Annotated in this window: 12 protein-coding genes and 1 pseudogene; 10 read left to right on the top strand and 3 right to left on the bottom strand. The window is 58.3% G+C overall.

The window, feature by feature from the left end; genetic code table 11:
- Positions 1–63 precede the first annotated feature (63 nt).
- Positions 64–1,689 carry a BACON domain-containing protein gene (locus tag C7123_RS13315; protein WP_069176077.1) on the bottom strand — a complete coding sequence of 542 codons (1,626 nt, stop codon included), beginning with the start codon at positions 1,687–1,689 and terminating at the stop codon, positions 64–66.
- A 541-nt stretch (positions 1,690–2,230) separates the two neighbouring features.
- On the opposite strand from C7123_RS13315, the gene C7123_RS05575 reads away from it, so the two are divergent.
- From C7123_RS05575 to C7123_RS05530, 10 genes and pseudogenes are all read left to right on the top strand, one after another.
- A complete protein-coding gene (locus C7123_RS05575; RefSeq protein ID WP_069176076.1) occupies positions 2,231–4,204 on the top strand; it encodes a tetratricopeptide repeat protein in 1,974 nt (657 codons plus the stop codon).
- A 60-nt stretch (positions 4,205–4,264) separates the two neighbouring features.
- Positions 4,265–6,334 carry a methionine--tRNA ligase gene (metG, locus tag C7123_RS05570; protein WP_069176075.1) on the top strand — a complete coding sequence of 690 codons (2,070 nt, stop codon included), beginning with the start codon at positions 4,265–4,267 and terminating at the stop codon, positions 6,332–6,334.
- Between the two features lie 48 nt (positions 6,335–6,382).
- Positions 6,383–7,513 (top strand): DegT/DnrJ/EryC1/StrS family aminotransferase, encoded by a 1,131-nt coding sequence (locus tag C7123_RS05565; RefSeq protein WP_237269287.1) that lies wholly within the window; start codon positions 6,383–6,385, stop codon positions 7,511–7,513.
- Positions 7,514–8,387: 874 nt separating this feature from the next.
- Positions 8,388–9,365: a transcription antitermination factor NusB gene (gene nusB / locus C7123_RS05560; protein ID WP_069176073.1), complete on the top strand. Its 978-nt coding sequence runs from the start codon at positions 8,388–8,390 to the stop codon at positions 9,363–9,365.
- A gap of 106 nt (positions 9,366–9,471) precedes the next feature.
- Positions 9,472–9,801 (top strand): preprotein translocase subunit YajC, encoded by a 330-nt coding sequence (gene yajC / locus C7123_RS05555; protein WP_037982110.1) that lies wholly within the window; start codon positions 9,472–9,474, stop codon positions 9,799–9,801.
- 29 nt (positions 9,802–9,830) lie between these two features.
- Complete coding sequence (locus tag C7123_RS05550) at positions 9,831–10,838, top strand: CdaR family protein (RefSeq protein WP_069176072.1); 1,008 nt, start codon at positions 9,831–9,833, stop codon at positions 10,836–10,838.
- Positions 10,839–10,886: 48 nt separating this feature from the next.
- Complete coding sequence (coaE, locus tag C7123_RS05545) at positions 10,887–11,465, top strand: dephospho-CoA kinase (protein WP_069176071.1); 579 nt, start codon at positions 10,887–10,889, stop codon at positions 11,463–11,465.
- 218 nt (positions 11,466–11,683) lie between these two features.
- A pseudogene (locus C7123_RS05540) lies at positions 11,684–12,118 on the top strand (DUF5606 family protein); the annotation flags it as partial.
- Positions 12,119–12,255: 137 nt separating this feature from the next.
- Complete coding sequence (locus tag C7123_RS05535) at positions 12,256–12,813, top strand: helix-turn-helix domain-containing protein (protein ID WP_069176069.1); 558 nt, start codon at positions 12,256–12,258, stop codon at positions 12,811–12,813.
- A 290-nt stretch (positions 12,814–13,103) separates the two neighbouring features.
- The gene (locus C7123_RS05530; protein WP_069176068.1) at positions 13,104–14,765 is read left to right on the top strand and encodes an AMP-binding protein; all 1,662 of its coding nucleotides are present in this window, start codon (positions 13,104–13,106) and stop codon (positions 14,763–14,765) included.
- A gap of 631 nt (positions 14,766–15,396) precedes the next feature.
- Here C7123_RS05530 and gcvT read toward each other — a convergent pair.
- Positions 15,397–16,485 (bottom strand): glycine cleavage system aminomethyltransferase GcvT, encoded by a 1,089-nt coding sequence (gene gcvT, locus C7123_RS05525; RefSeq protein WP_069176067.1) that lies wholly within the window; start codon positions 16,483–16,485, stop codon positions 15,397–15,399.
- Positions 16,486–16,496: 11 nt separating this feature from the next.
- The gene (gene pepT, locus C7123_RS05520; protein ID WP_069176066.1) at positions 16,497–17,714 is read right to left on the bottom strand and encodes a peptidase T; all 1,218 of its coding nucleotides are present in this window, start codon (positions 17,712–17,714) and stop codon (positions 16,497–16,499) included.
- Positions 17,715–17,814: the final 100 nt, after the last annotated feature.

The raw sequence follows: 17,814 nt of genomic DNA, 5'->3' as shown, positions 1-17,814 counted from the left end.
GTTTTGAATTTATTGGATGATTGTTCTGTGGAGCTGTCTCCGAAACAAAGTCCCAACAGCTGCTTAATTGATGCTGATCTTCCGTACGGATTCACCAGCGCGGACGATATAGAGTCCGGCGGGGAGCGTGAGGGAGGTCTCGCCGGCGGGAGCGGTGAAGCTGTGGAAGCATTGGCCGAGCAGGGTGTAGATCTCTACGCGGGAGGCTGTCGGCAGACTGATGCGGAGTGTGCCGTTAGCGGCATAGATACGTGCGGGGGTGGCTACGGTGGCGTTGCTGATGGTGGAGAGGACGTCCACCTCGCACGAGGCCGACTTGCCACTGCCGTCCAGGGCCTGGGCGGTGATCACGGCCTTACCCTTCTTATGGATGCGTACCTCTACGGCAGTCCCTATCGTGACGCCCGACTTGAGGCGTGAGGCGGAGGCTGAAGAGGCGTGCACCGTAGCCACGCTCTCGTCGCTGCTCGACCATTGCAGGCGCTTGTCGGTAGCGTCGGCGGGATAGACGGTGGCGTTGAGGTTGAAGCGGCTGCGATCGCCATTGACCGTTACGCGGGGCAGGTTCATCAGCAGCGAGCTGACCTTGACCTCGGTGGGCTTAGTGCCCTTCTGCGTGATGGTGAGTGTGGTGGTGATGGAGGGGTCTCTGGTGGACGATAAGGTGACGGTGAGCTTGCGATCGTCCGAGCTTATGTTCGGCTCGACAGTGAAGGAGTAGTCATCATCCGACGCTATGCCGTTGCCACCGATGGCTGATACGCCGGTATTGGTGAACCAGCCTCCGTTTCGTTTGAGCGCCTCGTTGGGGGAGACGTCGCTGTTCCAGCCGTAGTTGCTGGTCACGGTGAGCGTATGCTTGCCGCCGCTGGCGTCCATAACGATCTTCTGCTCGGAGAGCTTGACGAAGGGGGTGGCGGGGGTGGCGGTCTTCACCTGCCCCATGGTGTACTCGGTGACGTTCTCATCCTCGTCGTACACGGCCACGATGACGTAATACGTCGTGCCCGGTTCGAGCGTCTCGATGAGCTGCTGGCCGTCGGTGTACTTCTCTATGGTGGTTGTGAAAGTGCCCGCTTGGGAGGGATTCGACCCATTTTGGTCGTGCGCCGCGGGGAGATCGCTGTCAAAGGAAAGGTCGGTCAGCAGCGAGGGTTTGTCGGCCACGTAGACACGATACGTCAGGTAGTTTGCCTGGGTCTTGTTGTCCTTCGCGGCGTGCCAGGTGACGGTGATCGCGTCTTCGGTGGCCGATAGGGTGAGCGCCTTGTTGGCCACGGTGGGTGCGACGAATTCCCCGGAGAGCTGCGTGATGACGTACTTGGAGGTGTCTACGTCGCCGGGGCCGCCGGCATACGCGTATTCGGTCTTGAAGTAGAGCGTGTGACTACGTGTAGGGCCGATATTGGGCATGAAGGTGATGGTGATGTCGTGCTCGCCCAGATAGTCCTTATCATTGCTTCGCGGCTCCAGATACGTCACCCAAGAGGGTGGGGCGGAGCAATTCCAGAAATAACCTAAGGCCTTCATCTGAATCTTGAAGGTGCCGCCTTCGGCCGGGACAATGAGCTTCTCGGGCGTGAACGTCACCTCGTGTGCGTGTGATTTTTGTGCCCAGCTGTCGCTTGTGGCGCTCATCAGCCCCAAGAGGGTGATGAGGAGGATTGAAATGCGGAATTTTGTTTTCATATCGTTTGGGGGGATGTGTAGGAAGTGAGGAGGCTGTCCGCACCGCTTACGAGTTGATAAATGGAAATTTCTGATCTACCGTGTACTTATTCATCTTGTTTATCTGCGATCGAAATCTTGTCCGATTGCGAGTGCAAAGTTCCGGCGGTAAAAGAGGCGTGTCAATACGTAATATTACGTATTTCATTTTCTCCGTGTCAACGACCGGAATGTTCATTTTTCAAGTGTGCTATCCGCTGTTTATCAGACGTCTATCGAATCCTATGGATCTTCTGAAACTGCATACAATTTACACTTTGTTACAATCGACTTTTTGAAAAACACGTCAGATTTTCCGGAAGAGAGTACGTAAGCGTGCGTAGTTGCGCAGTTTTCCGGGTACGAGAGAGGGGGCGTAAGTATTACGTCCCCCTATACGTATTATATATGGCCATACTCGTCCCCGGCGATAGGTCTCCATCTGGGTCATTGACCATTAACAATTGAAAATTGCCCCGGCGGCCGTTACTTTTGCGCGACATTCAGATATACAGACAGAGAGATGAAGAAGATCTTACACCGTGCCGGTATCGGCCTATTCCTAACCCTGACACCACTCTTGGCCGTGGCGCAGAGCGACGCGGATGTGGAGCTCCTCACCGGTGAGTTTGAGGCGGCCCGCCCCGGAGCCAAACGCGCCGAGGCTGCCAATCGCCTGGCAGCCGTCTTGACCCGCGAAAAGGCGCTGTCGAACACGTATCATTTCACCCGCAACACGACGGAGGACAGCCTTCGATGGGTTCTCTATAGTGGCCTCGCACAGTACTATTACGACCAAGCGCTCTTCCGTAAGTGCATCCGCAGCGCGCAGCTGGCCATCCCGCCCACATGCGCCTTGAAGGACACTGCCGGCTGGTTTGCCCTTTTGACCATGCAGACGGAGGCCTACGTCCGCACGGGCGACTTTGACGGCGCCCGGCAGAGCATCCGCACCTGCCTCGAGGTGGCCGAGAAGCAAGGCAGTCCGGAACGTTTGGCCGCGGCCTACAATAACATGGGCGCGCTCTATCACCACATGCGCGACGACTCCTTTTCCATCGTCATGTACCGCAAGGGGCTCGAGACACTCCGCCGAATACCGGCGTCGGAGTCTCTGCCCATGCGTGCCGAACTGCTCCGTAACCTTGGCGGCGCCTACGGCGAGATGAACCGCCCGAAGGAGGCCATGCAAATCCTCCGCGAGGCGCTCGCTATCAGCGAACAGCTCGGCGACACGATGGGCATCGCCACCGCCCAGTCGTCTATGGGTCTGGCCGCTATGGCTGCCGGCGACTGGACGCAGGCCGAGCAGTATTTCTCTCAGGCGCTCGACGGTGTTCGGCGCCTCCAGCACCCCGTGGGCATGATCTATTGCCTCGGCTACCTGGGGCAGGTCAAGCAAAAACAAGGACTCATCGCTGAGGCGGCAGCCTATTACCGTCAGGCAGACGAGATGGCTCGCGAGATGAACTTTACGGAAATGGAGATGAAGGCTTGCGAGCAGCTCTATGCGCTTTATCGCACCTCGAACCCGGCTCTCGCGTTGGAATATCTGGAGCGCAATAAGGCACTGGGCGATTCACTCTATCGGATGGACGCCGAGACGCAGATGAAGGCCTTCCAGGTGGAGTATGAGACGGCCGAAAAGGAGCATCGCATCGCTATCCAAAACGAGGAGCTGAAACAGCGCTACCTGCAACTGTGGCTCCTGGTCGTCGGCATCGTGGCCTGCCTTGTGGTGCTCTACTTCGTCAACCGCTACCGCCGACTCGTTCGTCGGCGCAACCGTGAGCTGCGCGCCATCAATGCGACGAAAGACAAGCTCTTCTCTGTCATCTCGCACGACCTCAAGTCGCCCGCTGTGGCGCAGAAGATGGCTATGGAGGAGATCCTGGCTAACCTTGAGGATTACGATTCGGAGACCCTCTCGCGCTACCTTGGTCTCTTCTATCGCGCCTCTGAAGCGCAGGTTGATCTGCTGCATAACCTGCTCAACTGGGCCCACACGCAGACCGATCGCATCACTTACGAGCCCTCTCGCTTTGACCTCCGCGACGTCATGCGTGACGCGATGGGCCTCTACATCATGTCGGCCGAAAACAAGGAGATTACGCTCCGGACCGACTTCTCCGACGAGCCGTGCACCGTCCGGGCCGATCGCCAAATGGTCCACACCGTCCTGCGTAACCTGGTGAACAATGCGCTCAAGTTCTCCGAATCCGGCAGCGAGATACGCCTCGTCGTTAGGCGCAGCGGCTCGACCGTCTCCGCCTTCGTCTGCGACAGCGGCCAAGGCATGACCGACGCGCAGATCCAATCTATCCTCCACACGGACAACCTCGTCACGACACGTGGCACACGCGGCGAGAAGGGTAGCGGGCTTGGCCTGAACATCTGTCGCGAGCTCCTCGTCCGTAACCACAGCAAGCTCATCCTCCGCAGTCGCCCTGGCCAAGGCACCGAGGCCGGATTCGAGATGGGCTATGTCAATGAATGAAGATCATCCACCCCAGAGAGAAAACGAACACAGATAAACAGTACAACATCGATCACCCCTATGGAAGAAACAAAACAAGATTTCAAACGCACCCTCATCACCTCCGCACTGCCCTACGCTAACGGGCCGGTGCATATCGGACACTTTGCCGGTGTCTACCTGCCTGCCGACATCTACGCGCGCTATCTGCGACTCTGCGGACGCGACGTCCTCTTCGTCGGTGGGTCGGATGAGCACGGCGTGCCCATCACCCTCCGCGCCAAGAAGGAGGGCGTCACCCCGCAAGACATCGTAGACCGCTACCACGCACTTATCAAGGACACCTTCGAGCGCTTCGGCGTCTCTTTCGACATCTACTCCCGCACCTCCTCTGAGGTGCACCATCGCATGGCCTCCGACTTCTTCCGTACGCTCTACGACAAGGGGGTCTTCTTAGAGAAGGAGAGTGATCAGTACTACGACGAGGAGGCTGGACAGTTCCTCGCCGACCGCTATATCACCGGCACTTGTCCCCATTGCGCCAACGAACACGCTTACGGCGACCAGTGCGAGCGTTGCGGCACGTCGCTCAGCCCCACGGAGCTGATTAATCCACGCTCAGCCATCAGCGGAAGTGCACCCGTGATGCGTCGCACGAAGCACTGGTACCTGCCGCTCGACCAGTACGAGCCTTTCCTCCGTCAGTGGATCCTCGAGGAGCACAAGGAGTGGAAGCCAAACGTCTACGGACAGTGCAAGAGCTGGCTCGATATGGGCTTGCAACCGCGCGCCGTCAGTCGTGATCTGGATTGGGGCATCCCTGTGCCTGTTGAGGGTGCCGAGGGCAAGGTGCTCTACGTCTGGTTTGATGCGCCGATCGGCTACATCAGTAACACGAAGGAACTGTGTGACGCGCAGCCTGAGCGCTACGGCAGCTGGGAGACATGGTGGAAGGATCCAGAGACGCGTATGGTGCACTTCATCGGTAAGGACAACATCGTCTTCCACTGCATCGTCTTCCCGACCATGCTCCGCGCCGAAGGGTCGTTCATCTTGCCGGACAATGTGCCGGCTAACGAGTTCCTGAACCTCGAGGGCGACAAGATCTCTACGTCGCAGAACCGTGCCGTATGGCTCAACGAGTATCTCGACGATCTGCCTGGCAAGCAAGATGTGCTCCGCTATGTGCTTACCGCCAACGCCCCCGAGACGAAGGACAACGACTTTACGTGGAAAGACTTCCAAGCCCGCAACAACAATGAATTGGTGGCCATCTTCGGCAACTTCGTCAACCGTGCACTCGTGCTGACGGGTAAATACTTCGACGGTGTCGTGCCCGAATGTGGCGAGATGGATGACTACGATCGTGCTACGCTCCATGAGTTCGAGTCCGTAAAGGCTGAGTTAGTGCGTCTGCTCGACACGTTCCATTTCCGCGATGCCCAGCGTGAGGCCATGAACTTGGCTCGCATCGGCAACAAGTACCTCGCGGACACTGAGCCGTGGAAGCGCTTCGCCACTGATCCCGCGCGGGTGCAGACGATCCTCCACGTCGCCCTGCAGATCACGGCCAACCTCTCCATCGCCTTCGATCCCTTCCTGCCCTTTACGACCGAGAAGCTCCGCCACATGCTGGCCATCGATGCGCCTTTTGCTTGGGATCGCCTGGGCGACTTCCATCTGCTCACCGCCGGCCACAAGCTCGGCAAGGCGGAGCTGCTCTTCGAGAAGATTGACGACGAGGTGATCGAGCGACAGGTGCAGAAGCTGCTCGACGCGAAGCATGCCAACGAGGTGGCCGAACATCGCGCTGCACCCATCCGCGAGGCCGTCGCCTTTGACGACTTTACGCGCCTCGACATCCGCGTCGGCCGCGTCACGGAGTGCACCAAGGTGCCCAAGGCCGACAAGCTGCTACAGTTTAAGATCGACGACGGGCTGGGTGGGCGCACCATCGTCTCCGGCATCGCCAAGCATTACGCTCCCGAGGAGCTTGTCGGGCGACAGGTCTGCTTTGTGGCCAACTTAGAGCCGCGGCGCATCAAAGGCATCACGTCCGAGGGCATGATCCTTTCGGCCGAGGGCGCCGACGGACGCCTCGCGGTCATTTCACCCGAAAAAGAGGTCGAACCCGGTAGCGCAGTCAAGTGAAGAACTGCCTCGTGACGACCAATCAATAACTCCAAACAGCTTCTTCTTATGGAAACGATTCAAATGGTAGACCTCAAGCGGCGTTACGCCCGCCTGAAGTCTGAAATCGATAAGGCCACGACCGACGTCATGGCTGCGGGCAGCTTCATCGGTGGCCCGGAGGTGGATACTTTCACCCGCGAATTGGGGCAGTATCTCAACGCCCCGCACATCATCCCCTGCGCCAATGGCACCGACGCCCTCGAGCTGGCTCTCCGTGCCCTCGGCGTGCAGCCGGGCGACGAGGTCATCATGCCCGCCTTTACTTACATCGCCGCTGCTGAGATGGTGGCCCTGCTGGGCGCCACGCCCGTGCTCATCGATGTGCGTCCGGACACGTACAACATCGACCCGGCACTCGTCGAGCAGGCCGTGTCACGGCAGACGAAGGCCATCGTCGTCGTTCACCTCTTTGGCCAGACGTGCGACATGGACCCGATCCTGCGCGTGGCCAAGAAGTATAAGCTCGGAGTCATCGAGGACAACGCCCAGTCGCTCGGTGCCGACTATATCTCGTCCGACGGCCGCACGCGCAAGGCAGGCACTATCGCCCACATCGGCACGACGTCCTTCTTCCCCACCAAGCCGCTGGCCTGCTATGGCGACGGGGGCGCTGTCTTCACCGCCGACAGCCAGCTGGCTGAGCGTATCCGCTGTCTGGCCAACCACGGTCAGGCGGCCAAGTACGACCACCGCGCCATCGGTCGCAACTCCCGCCTCGACGCCCTGCAAGCCGCCATCCTGCGCGTCAATCTGCGCCACATGGACGACGACATCAGCCGCCGCCGCGCCGTGGCCGACCGTTACGACGAGGGTCTCCGCGCGTTGCCTTGGCTGCGCCTCCCCGCCCGGTCGAAGTTCTCCACGCACGTCTTTCACCAGTACACCTTCCGCGTCTCCGACGGCCGCCGCGACGCCCTCCGCGAAGCCTTGCGTTCGCAGGGCATCCCCTCGATGGTCTACTACCCCAAAGCCATCCACGAGCAAGAAGCCTACAAGTGGGTCGCCCGGACCTGCGGCAGCATGGCCGAATCCGTCCGCCTCGCCCACGACGTTCTCTCGCTGCCCATCCATGCCGAGATGAAAGACGAAGAAGTGACCCATATCGCCGATCGCGTCAAGGCCTTCTTCCAGAAATAGGGCCTCGGCCGAGGTCGGGGAAGCTGGCCGTACACTTTACAAAGCAGTCCGAAAGGGCGCTGTCGAAAGAGATTTCGGCAGCGCCCTTTTTTGTTTCCCTCAGAAAGCAAAGAGGAAAAGACCTGCGGATTGTCGTCGGGGGAAAAAGTTAACTGCAAACAGTGTAGCGCGTTGTGCGAGCCCCCGATATGGGGCATTATCTCGCGGCCTCAGCCATATAAAGCCCCACGTAAAAATCGAAGTTACTAGGATACCCTGATTAGAAATTATCAGGTCACTTTTTTATGATAATCAACTATGAAAAGTAATTATCGGGTCACTTTTTTGTGCAGGAAAAATATTTCACCAAATAGGAAGTGACAATTTGTATGTGCGAAAAATTATTAGGATATAAATGCCCGCTTATTATCACTGAGATAAGTTTGTCAGAAATGAAAAAGTGACTTTTTAATAGCTGAGAAAAACTCTCACGAATAAAAAGTGACCTTTTAATAGCCGAGAAAGATTCTCACGAATAGAAAGTGGCTTTTTAATAGGCGAGAAATATTTACACGAATAAAAAGTGACTCGATAATTCCTAAAAATGGTGGATCCTGCCGATGATACATGGGATCGGGCCATTCATTTCGGGGGTAGGGCCAAATACTTTGCCGATAGAGGAATCACACCGAAGAGCACGCGTTTACCGTTGTGCAACGGCTATATACACCGATCCGTAGAGGCATTCTCATGGAAAATCTCCGTAACGCCCAGCCTGCTCCTGGCTTTGTCGGCGCGGTTTGCCTCAGCTTTTCTAATCCATACGGCATGTTACCTTTGCCGCTCGGAAAAAAAGAGAACAAATAAGTATCGCACTCGATAGATCTTACATACAATGATTAACAGGGTCCTAATCCGCATCAAAGTGCTCCAGATCTTGTTCGCTTATCAGCAGAACGGGAGCAACGACCTGAAGCTGGCAGAAAACGAACTGCTGCTGAGTCTGCGCCGGTCGTACGACTTATACTACTACTTCCTACTCCTCATCGTTGAGGTCACGCACCTCCAAGAGCGACGGCTCGATATGCGTCGCAATCGCTATCGCCCCGCCGAGGAAGATCTGCGCCCCAACACGCGTCTGGTCGACAATCGCTTCGCCCGTCAGATCGAGGCCAACCTGGCGCTGCAGGCTTACGTCAAGGAGCATGGCATCTCGTGGGCCAATGAGACGGACTTCGTCAAGAGTGTCCTCGACCTCATCCTCGGCTCCGAGATCTACGCCCAGTATCTGGGGGCCAAGACGGACTCTTACGAGGTGGATCGTGACTTCTGGCGTGCCGTCTTCCGCCGCCTCATCTGCGGCAACGAGTCGCTCGAGGACGCCCTGGAGGACATCAGTATCTACTGGAACGACGACATCGAGATCATCGAGACGTTCGTCATCAAAACCATCAAATACTCCACCGCCGCCGATGGCCCCGACCGACCCCTGCTGCCGATGTTCAAGGACGCCGAGGACCGCGACTATGCCATCCGTCTGCTTCACCTCACCATGCTGCGCGGTCAGGAATATCTCGCCCGCATCGACCGCCATCTCAAGAATTGGGAGTCGGATCGTGTGGCCAGTATGGACCGCCTCATCATGCAGATGGCCGTGGCTGAGTTGATCAACTTCCCCACCATCCCCGTCAATGTGACCCTCAACGAATACATCGACGCGGCCAAGTATTACAGCACGCCCAAGAGCAGCACCTTCATCAATGGCATCCTCGACGCCGTCGTTCAGGATCTGAAGGAGGAGAACAAGCTCGTCAAGGTGCCCCTGGCCAAGGGTGCGCGTAAGGACACTGACGACGACGATGACGACGAATAGCGTGTCCCCCCGCCTCGCCCTGACTACGCGATAACTACCGCCCCACAAGGCGCACATAACTATCCGGCCACAAGGCCGTAACTACTTTATCAAACTCCCTATCCCAATGAACCTACTCAGCGTATTTCTCCAGACGTCCGGAGCACCCGCAAGCGGCGGTGCCGGTTACATGAACATCCTTTTCATGGTCGCCCTCGTGGCTATCTTCTACTTTATGATGTTGCGCCCCCAGCAGCAGCGACAGAAAGCCATCCGCAAGGCTCGCGAGGCCATGAAGGTGGGCGATAAGGTCGTCACCTCGGGCGGCATACACGGCAAGATCAAGGAGCTCGGTGAGCAAACGATGCTTATCGAAGTGGCCGACGGTGTCCGTATTCGCATAGACAAGAACGCCATCTTCGCCAACTCCGAAGACGTGCCACAACAGCAGAAATAGTCTACCCCCGCCCCCTTCCTCCTTCCCTTATGTCAGAACACGGGAACGCCTCTCCGCTACCGACCAAAGCCTCGCGGGTCAAAGCCTTCTTCCGGCGCATAGGATGGCGCGATGTGCTTGTCTTTATGTGCTTCGTCCTGGCTTCGCTCTGCCTCTGGTTTCTGCAAGCCTTGCAGGATGATTATGAGATCAACATCGCTCTGCCGGTGAGATACAAGAACATCCCGGCCAACATGGTGCCCGCTGCTGACAGTCCGACGGAGGTTGTGGCTAAGGTGAGGGACAAAGGGACGGTGCTGCTCAACTACCTCTGGACGGGCTCCTTCTCGCCGCTTGAGATAGACGTCCGTACGTTGCCCCGCGAAGCGAGCAGCGAAGAGCTGACCGTTACGCGGCGCATCCTTGAGGCGGGCATTCTGAAGCATCTGGCCTCGTCCACCCGCCTGCTCAGCTTCGAGCCGAGCACCATCCGCGTCACTTACACCGAGCTTGGCAACCGGGAGATCGCTGTCGAGGCCGACCTCACGGTCGAGACCGAAGTCGGTTTCCAGCTCTCAGATCGGGTTACGATCACGCCAGCCAAAGTGCGCGTCTATGCCGACCGCGCGAAGCTGGATAGCCTTCGGGCTGTACGTACCGTCCCCATCCGCCTGACAGGCTTGAGCCGCACCAAGACGCTGACGGCACGCCTGGCCGAGATCGCTGGCGTACGCTTCGAACCACAGTCGGTCAAGGTGACCATCCCCGTGGAGGAGTTTACGGAGAAGCGCCTTACGCTTCATATCCGTTGCGACAGTGTTCCCGCGGGCTATGCCCTGCGCATGTTCCCCAACACCGCCGAGGCCGTCTGCAACGTACCCCTCTCGCACTTCAAGGAGCTATGCGAGGACCGTCTGGACATCCTCATCCCCTTCCGCGAGTTTGAGGCCCACCGTGAGGAGGGAAAGATCACGCTCCGCCTGACCAAAAAGCCCGATTGGCTCACGGATTACGATCTGAATCCGGACGCGATCGAGTTCATCCTCGAGGAGCAGTAACCATCGGCCTGATCACGATGGGCGTTATCATTGATAGATGGATTGTACATGACGACGATTGGTATCACTGGCGGCATCGGTAGTGGCAAGTCGATGGTCTCCGCCCTGCTCAGGGTCTATGGCGTGCCTGTCTATGACGCCGATCACGAGAGCAAACGCCTCCTTGTCACCTCGCCCACCATCCGTCGTGGGCTGATCTCTCTCCTTGGCCCCGACATTTATCGCCCGGACGGCACGCTCGACCGTGCCCGTATGGCTGCGCTCATCTTCGCTGACGCCGACCTCTTGGCACGCGTCAATGCCATCATCCACCCCGCCGTGGGCGACGACTTCGATGCTTGGCGCGAACGACTCACTGTCCCACTTTGCGCCATGGAGTCCGCCATCCTCTTCGAATCAGGTTTCGACCGGAGAACCAATGTTCGGCTGACGGTCTATGCGCCCGAGGCCATCCGTCTGCAGCGTGTCATGGCCCGCGACGGTGCTGCGGAAGCCGATGTGCGTCGGCGCATGCAAAGCCAGTGGACAGATGAGCGTAAGGCAGCCCTCAGTGATGCGGTGATCACTAACGACGGTCTATCGGCGCTCATCCCACAGGTGGAGGCCTTCCTGAATCGATGGTTATAGAAGGGACTTTCCCTCACGCATCTCGCCCCGAGTACATCAGTGGGAGGCATGCTTTTGCGATCCAACAGCCGTGACATGCTCTCTATCGGTATGCTCGTAGTCAATCCTGCGCACCGCCTTGCATGCGTTGTGTCCGCCCTGAAGCAGATTCAATGGTTGGGTTACTTTTGCCCCCCGAATTTTATTCCCCATCATATTCACTAAGTAGATAAAGAGTTATGCTGAAAAAAATTCTGTCCGTGTCGGGTAAGCCCGGCTTATACAAACTGGTATCTCAGGGTAAAAGCATGTTGATCGTTGAAACGCTGACCGACGGGCGGCGGCTTCCGGTCTATGCTCGCGAGAAGATTATATCGCTGGGCGACATTGCGATCTATACCGACGGTGACGAGGTACCCCTTTACGAGGTGCTCAACAGTGTAAAGGCGAAAGAAGAAGGCAAGGCTGTTAGCTCCATCGACGCGTCACGTGCTACGCCCGACGAGCTACGAGCCTACATGGCCGAGGTGCTCCCCAACTTCGATCGCGAGCGCGTCTACCCGACCGACATCAAGCGTCTGCTGAGCTGGTATAACCTGCTGATCGGCGCCGGCATCACAGACTTCGATCCGCAAGAGTCGGCCGAGGAGGCAGACGTTGAGTCGCCCGAGGCCACTGCGAAAGAAATCCACGCTACGCCGCCCCCGGTAGTGAAGAATACGACCCCTAAGACGTCGTCCGCCGCAGCCAAGACGCCCGTCGGAAAGTCCACCCAACGCATGCGCCAGAAGTAATCACCCAGCCACGAGAGATGAGCGAAGCAATCCAACAAATAGCCGAACGGCTGCGCGGCCTGCGCGACGTGCTGGGGATCTCTGTCGAGGAGATGGCCGAGGTTTGCCGTCTTACGCCCGAGGAATACTTGCGTTTGGAGAGTGGGACGGCAGATATCTCGATCGACATGCTCCATACCATTGCGCGGAAGTATGGCGTGGAGCCGATCACGCTCATGTTTGGCGACGAGCCGAAGATGAGCACCTACTTCGTCACCCGTAGCGGCCGCGGTGCCTCCGTGGAGCGTACGAAGGCCTACAAATACCAGTCGCTCGCGGCTGGCTTCCTCAGCCGTCGGGCCGATCCGTTCATGGTCACCGTGCACCCTAAGCCAGAGGGTACGCCGATCTTCCTCAACCGGCATACCGGGCAGGAGTACAACTACGTGGTCAGCGGTCGGATGCTGCTTCAGATCAATGGCAAGGACCTGATCCTCGAAGCGGGAGACAGCATCTACTTCAACTCCGATCTGCCTCACGGTATGAAGGCACTCGACGGCGAAGAGGTGCGTTTCCTGGCCATCATCATTCCATGATCATTCCCCGATTGATATCGCATTTTCTCATACAGACCTTGCGGCGCTCTCCGAAAAAGGGGCGCCGCAAGGCGTTTTATCCCAAATCGCTCGTTAGGAAAGATCACATCTCCTGCCGGCAGGCGTAGGGGCGTATCGAATACGCCCTCCAAACGCCCCGCAGGGGCGAACGATTCGACAACCGGGTACGTGCTGGGGCGTATTCGATACGCCCCTACACCTGCCGGCTGAGAAATAGATCCTACAAGGCTGCATTTGGGTTTTTCACTTTAGCTTTTCACTTACAAGAGATGGTAGAACGTTTTTTGACGCAGACCATGTTCGCGTCGCAAGAAGATTTCAAACACAATTTCCATATCCGCGTACCCGAGAACTTTAACTACGGATACGACATCGTCGATGCTTGGGCCGAAGAGGAGCCTACGCGGCGCGCCCTCTGCTGGACAAACGATCAGGGCGAGCACATCGACTTCACCTTTGCACAAATCAAGGAGCGAACGGATCGCACCGCCTCCTATTTCCAATCGCTCGGCATTGGTCGCGGCGACAAAGTGATGCTCATCCTCAAGCGACGCTACGAGTTCTGGTTCTCCATCATTGCGCTGCATAAGCTCGGCGCGGTGGCTATCCCGGCCACTCACCTGCTGACGAAGAAAGACATCGTCTATCGCGCCAATGCGGCCGACATTAAGGCCGTCGTCTGCGCCGGTGAGCTGGAGATCCTCCGCCACATCACGGATGCGCTGCCCGACGCCCCCACGCTCCAGACGCTGGTCAGCGTAGGGCCAGAGATGGCGCCCGGGTTCGACGACTTCCAGCAGGGCATTGAGCACGCCGCGCCCTTTGTCCGCCCCGCATGCGTGAACACGAACGACGACACATCGCTCATGTACTTCACCTCCGGCACGTCGGGTGAACCGAAGATGGTGATCCACGATTTCCTCTACCCTCTCGGCCACATCACCACGGCCTCCTTCTGGCACAACCTGCACCCGGACAGCCTGCACCTCACGATCGCCGACACGGGCTGGGGGAAAGCCGTCTGGGGCAAGCTCTACGGGCAGTGGATCGCCGGCGCTACCGTCTTCGTCTACGACCACGAGAAGTTCGCGCCCGCAGACATCCTGCGCATGATCCACGATTATCGCATCACCTCACTCTGCGCCCCGCCCACCATCTTCCGATTCCTGATCCGCGAAGACCTCACGCGCTACGACCTCTCCTCGCTCCAGTATTGCACCATCGCTGGCGAGGCGCTGAACCCGGCGGTCTACGACACCTTCCTCCGCCTCACCGGCATCCGCCTCATGGAGGGCTACGGGCAGACGGAGACGACGCTCACCATCTGCACCTTCCCCTGGACGACGCCCAAGCCGGGATCGATGGGCCTGGCCAACCCGCAGTACGACATCGATCTGCTGCTCCCCGACGGCACGCCGGCCGAGGACGGTGAGCAGGGGCAGATCGTCGTCCGTACCGACAAGCGTCGCCCGATCGGACTCTTTCAGGAGTATTACCGCGACCCGGAGCGCACGCGTGAGGCGTGGCACGACGGCGTCTATTACACGGGCGACATTGCTTGGCGCGACGAGGACGGCTACTACTGGTACGTGGGCCGCGCCGACGACGTGATCAAGAGCTCCGGTTATCGCATCGGCCCCTTCGAGGTGGAGAGCGCGCTGATGACGCACCCCGCGGTCGTGGAATGCGCCATCACGGGCGTCCCGGACGAGATCCGCGGGCAGGTGGTGAAGGCCACCATCGTCCTCGCCCGCGAGTATCGCGACCGCGCCGGCGACGACCTCGTCCACGAGATTCAGGATCACGTCAAGCGCGTCACGGCGCCCTACAAATACCCCCGCATCGTGGAGTTCGTCGACGCCTTGCCCAAGACCATCAGCGGCAAAATCCGCCGCGTCGAGATCCGCGAAAAGGATGGCGGGAGGGGCTAAGACGTGAAGGTGAAGCGGCGAATGCACGTAACGGGGTGGGGGAAGGCGCTGTTTCTATTCGTCTAACGACCTCGCTCCACGAAAAACGGCCTGTTGCGGTGACGCGGCAGGCCTTTTTTTCCCGATTTGAGTCTGTTTCCCCCAAAGAAATGCCCCGTTTTTTCGGATTACAGCGTGTTGCTCAGAAGAAACTTGGGTGGAATTCTCGATTTAGGCCCGTTGCTAAAAAGAAACGCGGCAGAATTCTCGATTTAGGCGTGTTGCTTGGAAGAAACACGCTGGATTTCTCGATTTAGGCGTGTTGCTCAGAAGAAACAGGCCGGAATTCTCGATTTAGGCGTGTTTCTCGGAAGAAACTCGGCAGAATTCCCGATTTGGGCGTGTTGCTCGGAAGAAACTCGGCAGAATTCTCGATTTGGGCGTGTTCCTCGGAAGAAATTCGCCGTAATTCTGGATTTAGGGCCGTTTCTTCAGAAGAGATACCCCAGATTTCGGAGTTGAGGCCTGTTTCTTCAGAAGAAACGCGGCGTTTTTCGGGATTGAGGGCCCGTTTCCGCCAAAAAGAATCCCCGCCAGAGAGATCGCGAACGATCTTCCGACGGGGATTCACTGACAAAATCAAGCAACTATATCATTTGCGGAACGGCGGCTTGACGATCGTCGCCTTCAGGTCGCGGTTGCGGACGCGGATGCCGATCTCGGTGCCGATCTTGGAGTGATCCGTGCGGATGTAGCCCAAGCCGACGCCGATCTTGCGCGTGGGCGACATGGTGCCGGAGGTCACGTGGCCGATCACCTCGCCCTTCGAGCAAACAATGTCGTAGCCGTGGCGGGGGATTCCCTTATCCTGCAACTCGAAGGCGCAGAGTTTGCGCTCCACACCCTCTTTCTTCTGCTTCTCCAGGGCGGCGCGGTTGATGAAGTTCTTGCCGTCGACAAACTTTGTGATCCAGCCCAGGCCGGCTTCGATGGGCGACGTCGTCTCGTCGATGTCGTTGCCGTAGAGGCAGAATCCCATCTCCAGACGCAGCGTGTCGCGTGCGCCGAGGCCGATCGGCTTGATGCCCTCGGGCTTGCCAGCCTCGAAGAGCGCCTCCCAGATCTTGAGTCCATACTGCGGGTAGAAATACAGCTCGAAGCCGCCGGCTCCGGTGTAGCCCGTGTTGGAAATGATGACGTCGGGGCAGCCTGCGAACTCGCCCGTCTCGAAGCAGTAGTAGGGGATGGCGTCGAGGTTGACCTTCGTCAGGCGTTGCAGCACCTCCTTCGCCTTCGGGCCCTGCACAGCCAGCTGGGCCATGTTGTCCGATGCGTTCTCCAGTTCGGCGCCGATGCCCTCGTTGTGCTTCTGGCACCAGGCCCAGTCCTTGTCCAAATTGGCGGCGTTGACCACTAAGAGGTACTTGTCGTCCTCGTAGTGATAGACGATGATGTCGTCCACGATGCCGCCTGTCTCGTTCGGGAAGCAGCTGTATTGGGCCTTACCCACGCCGATGGCGGAGGCGTCGTTGGAGGTGATTTTCTGCACCAGTTCGAGCGCCTTCGGACCCTTGATCCAGATCTCGCCCATGTGCGACACGTCGAAAACACCCACGCCGTTGCATACGGTCAGGTGCTCCTCAATAATTCCTTCATACTCGATCGGCATATTGTAGCCGGCAAACTCGTGCATCTTGGCGCCCAGGGCGATGTGCACGTCGGTAAACGGTGTTGTTTTCATCTCTTGTTCTATTATTTGGTGATGATGTGACATAAATGGATGATCGTCTCCATGCTCTTCTGGAGCGACGGGACGGGCAGGTATTCGTAGCGGCCGTGGAAGTTCATGCCGCCGGCGAAGAGGTTCGGGCAGGGCAGCCCCATGAACGACAGTCGGGCGCCGTCCGTACCCCCGCGGATAGGTCGTTCGATAGGCGTCACGCCGGCCGCCTTCATTGCCTGTCTTGCCCACTGGATCAGTTCGGGGCGTCGGTCGATGACCTCGCGCATGTTGTAGTATTGGTCACGCATGTCCAGCGTGCAGCATTCGGGATACGTCTCATTGATGCGTCGCACGGCCTCGCGCAGCGTCTCTTTTTTCTTCTCAAACAAGGCGCGGTCATGGTCGCGAATGATGTACGTCAGTTGCGCCTCTTCTACCGATCCCGTCATCTCCGTCAGATGGAAGAACCCCTCACGCCCCTCGGTCGTTTCCGGTCGTTCAGCGGGCGGCAGCATCTCATTGAGCTGCATAGCCACGAGCGACGCGTTGATCATGCGCCCTTTCGCACTGCCGGGGTGGATATTGCGCCCCCGCAGGGTGACGATGGCTTGTGCGGCATTGAAATTCTCATACTCCAGCTCGCCGATCTCGCCCCCGTCCACGGTGTACGCTCCGAAGCAACCGAAGCGCGCCACATCGAAACGGTCGGCACCACGCCCGATCTCCTCGTCCGGCGTGAAGGCGATGCGCACCGTGCCATGCTCCACCTCGGGGTGTGCCAGAAGATACTCCATCGCCGAGACAATCGCCGCCACGCCCGCCTTATCGTCGGCGCCGAGCAGTGTCGTCCCATCGGTGACGATCAGCTCCTGCCCCACGTAATGGTTCAGCTCAGGGAACACGTCCGGCGAGAGCACAACGCCCAACGACTCATTGAGCACAATATCGCCCCCAGCGTAGGCGACGATACGCGGCTTCACGTCCCGTCCAGACATATCCGGACTGGTGTCCATATGCGCGATAAAGCCGATGACGGGCACATCCGTGCGGCTTGTGTTGGCCGGCAGTGTAGCCATGACGTAGCCGTTCTCGTCGAGCGAGACGTCGTGCAGCCCGAGGGCTTTCAACTCTTCTTTAAGGGATTCTGCGAAGCGCATCTGTCCGGGGGTAGAGGGCATGGACCGTGCGTGTTCGTCCGACTGCGTGTCGGACGCGGCGTAACGGAGAAATCGGTCGGTGATCGTCATGTATCTGTGCTTCGTTTTTTACTATCTATAACGCAAAAGTACGCGAAAAACCATCTCTATGGAAATAAACCCCGGCAGTTTGGGAATTTCGGGATTGGCG

It is taken from the genome of Tannerella serpentiformis (assembly GCF_003033925.1).
Lineage (GTDB): Bacteria > Bacteroidota > Bacteroidia > Bacteroidales > Tannerellaceae > Tannerella > Tannerella serpentiformis.
This window is presented reverse-complemented; position numbering and strand designations above follow the sequence as displayed.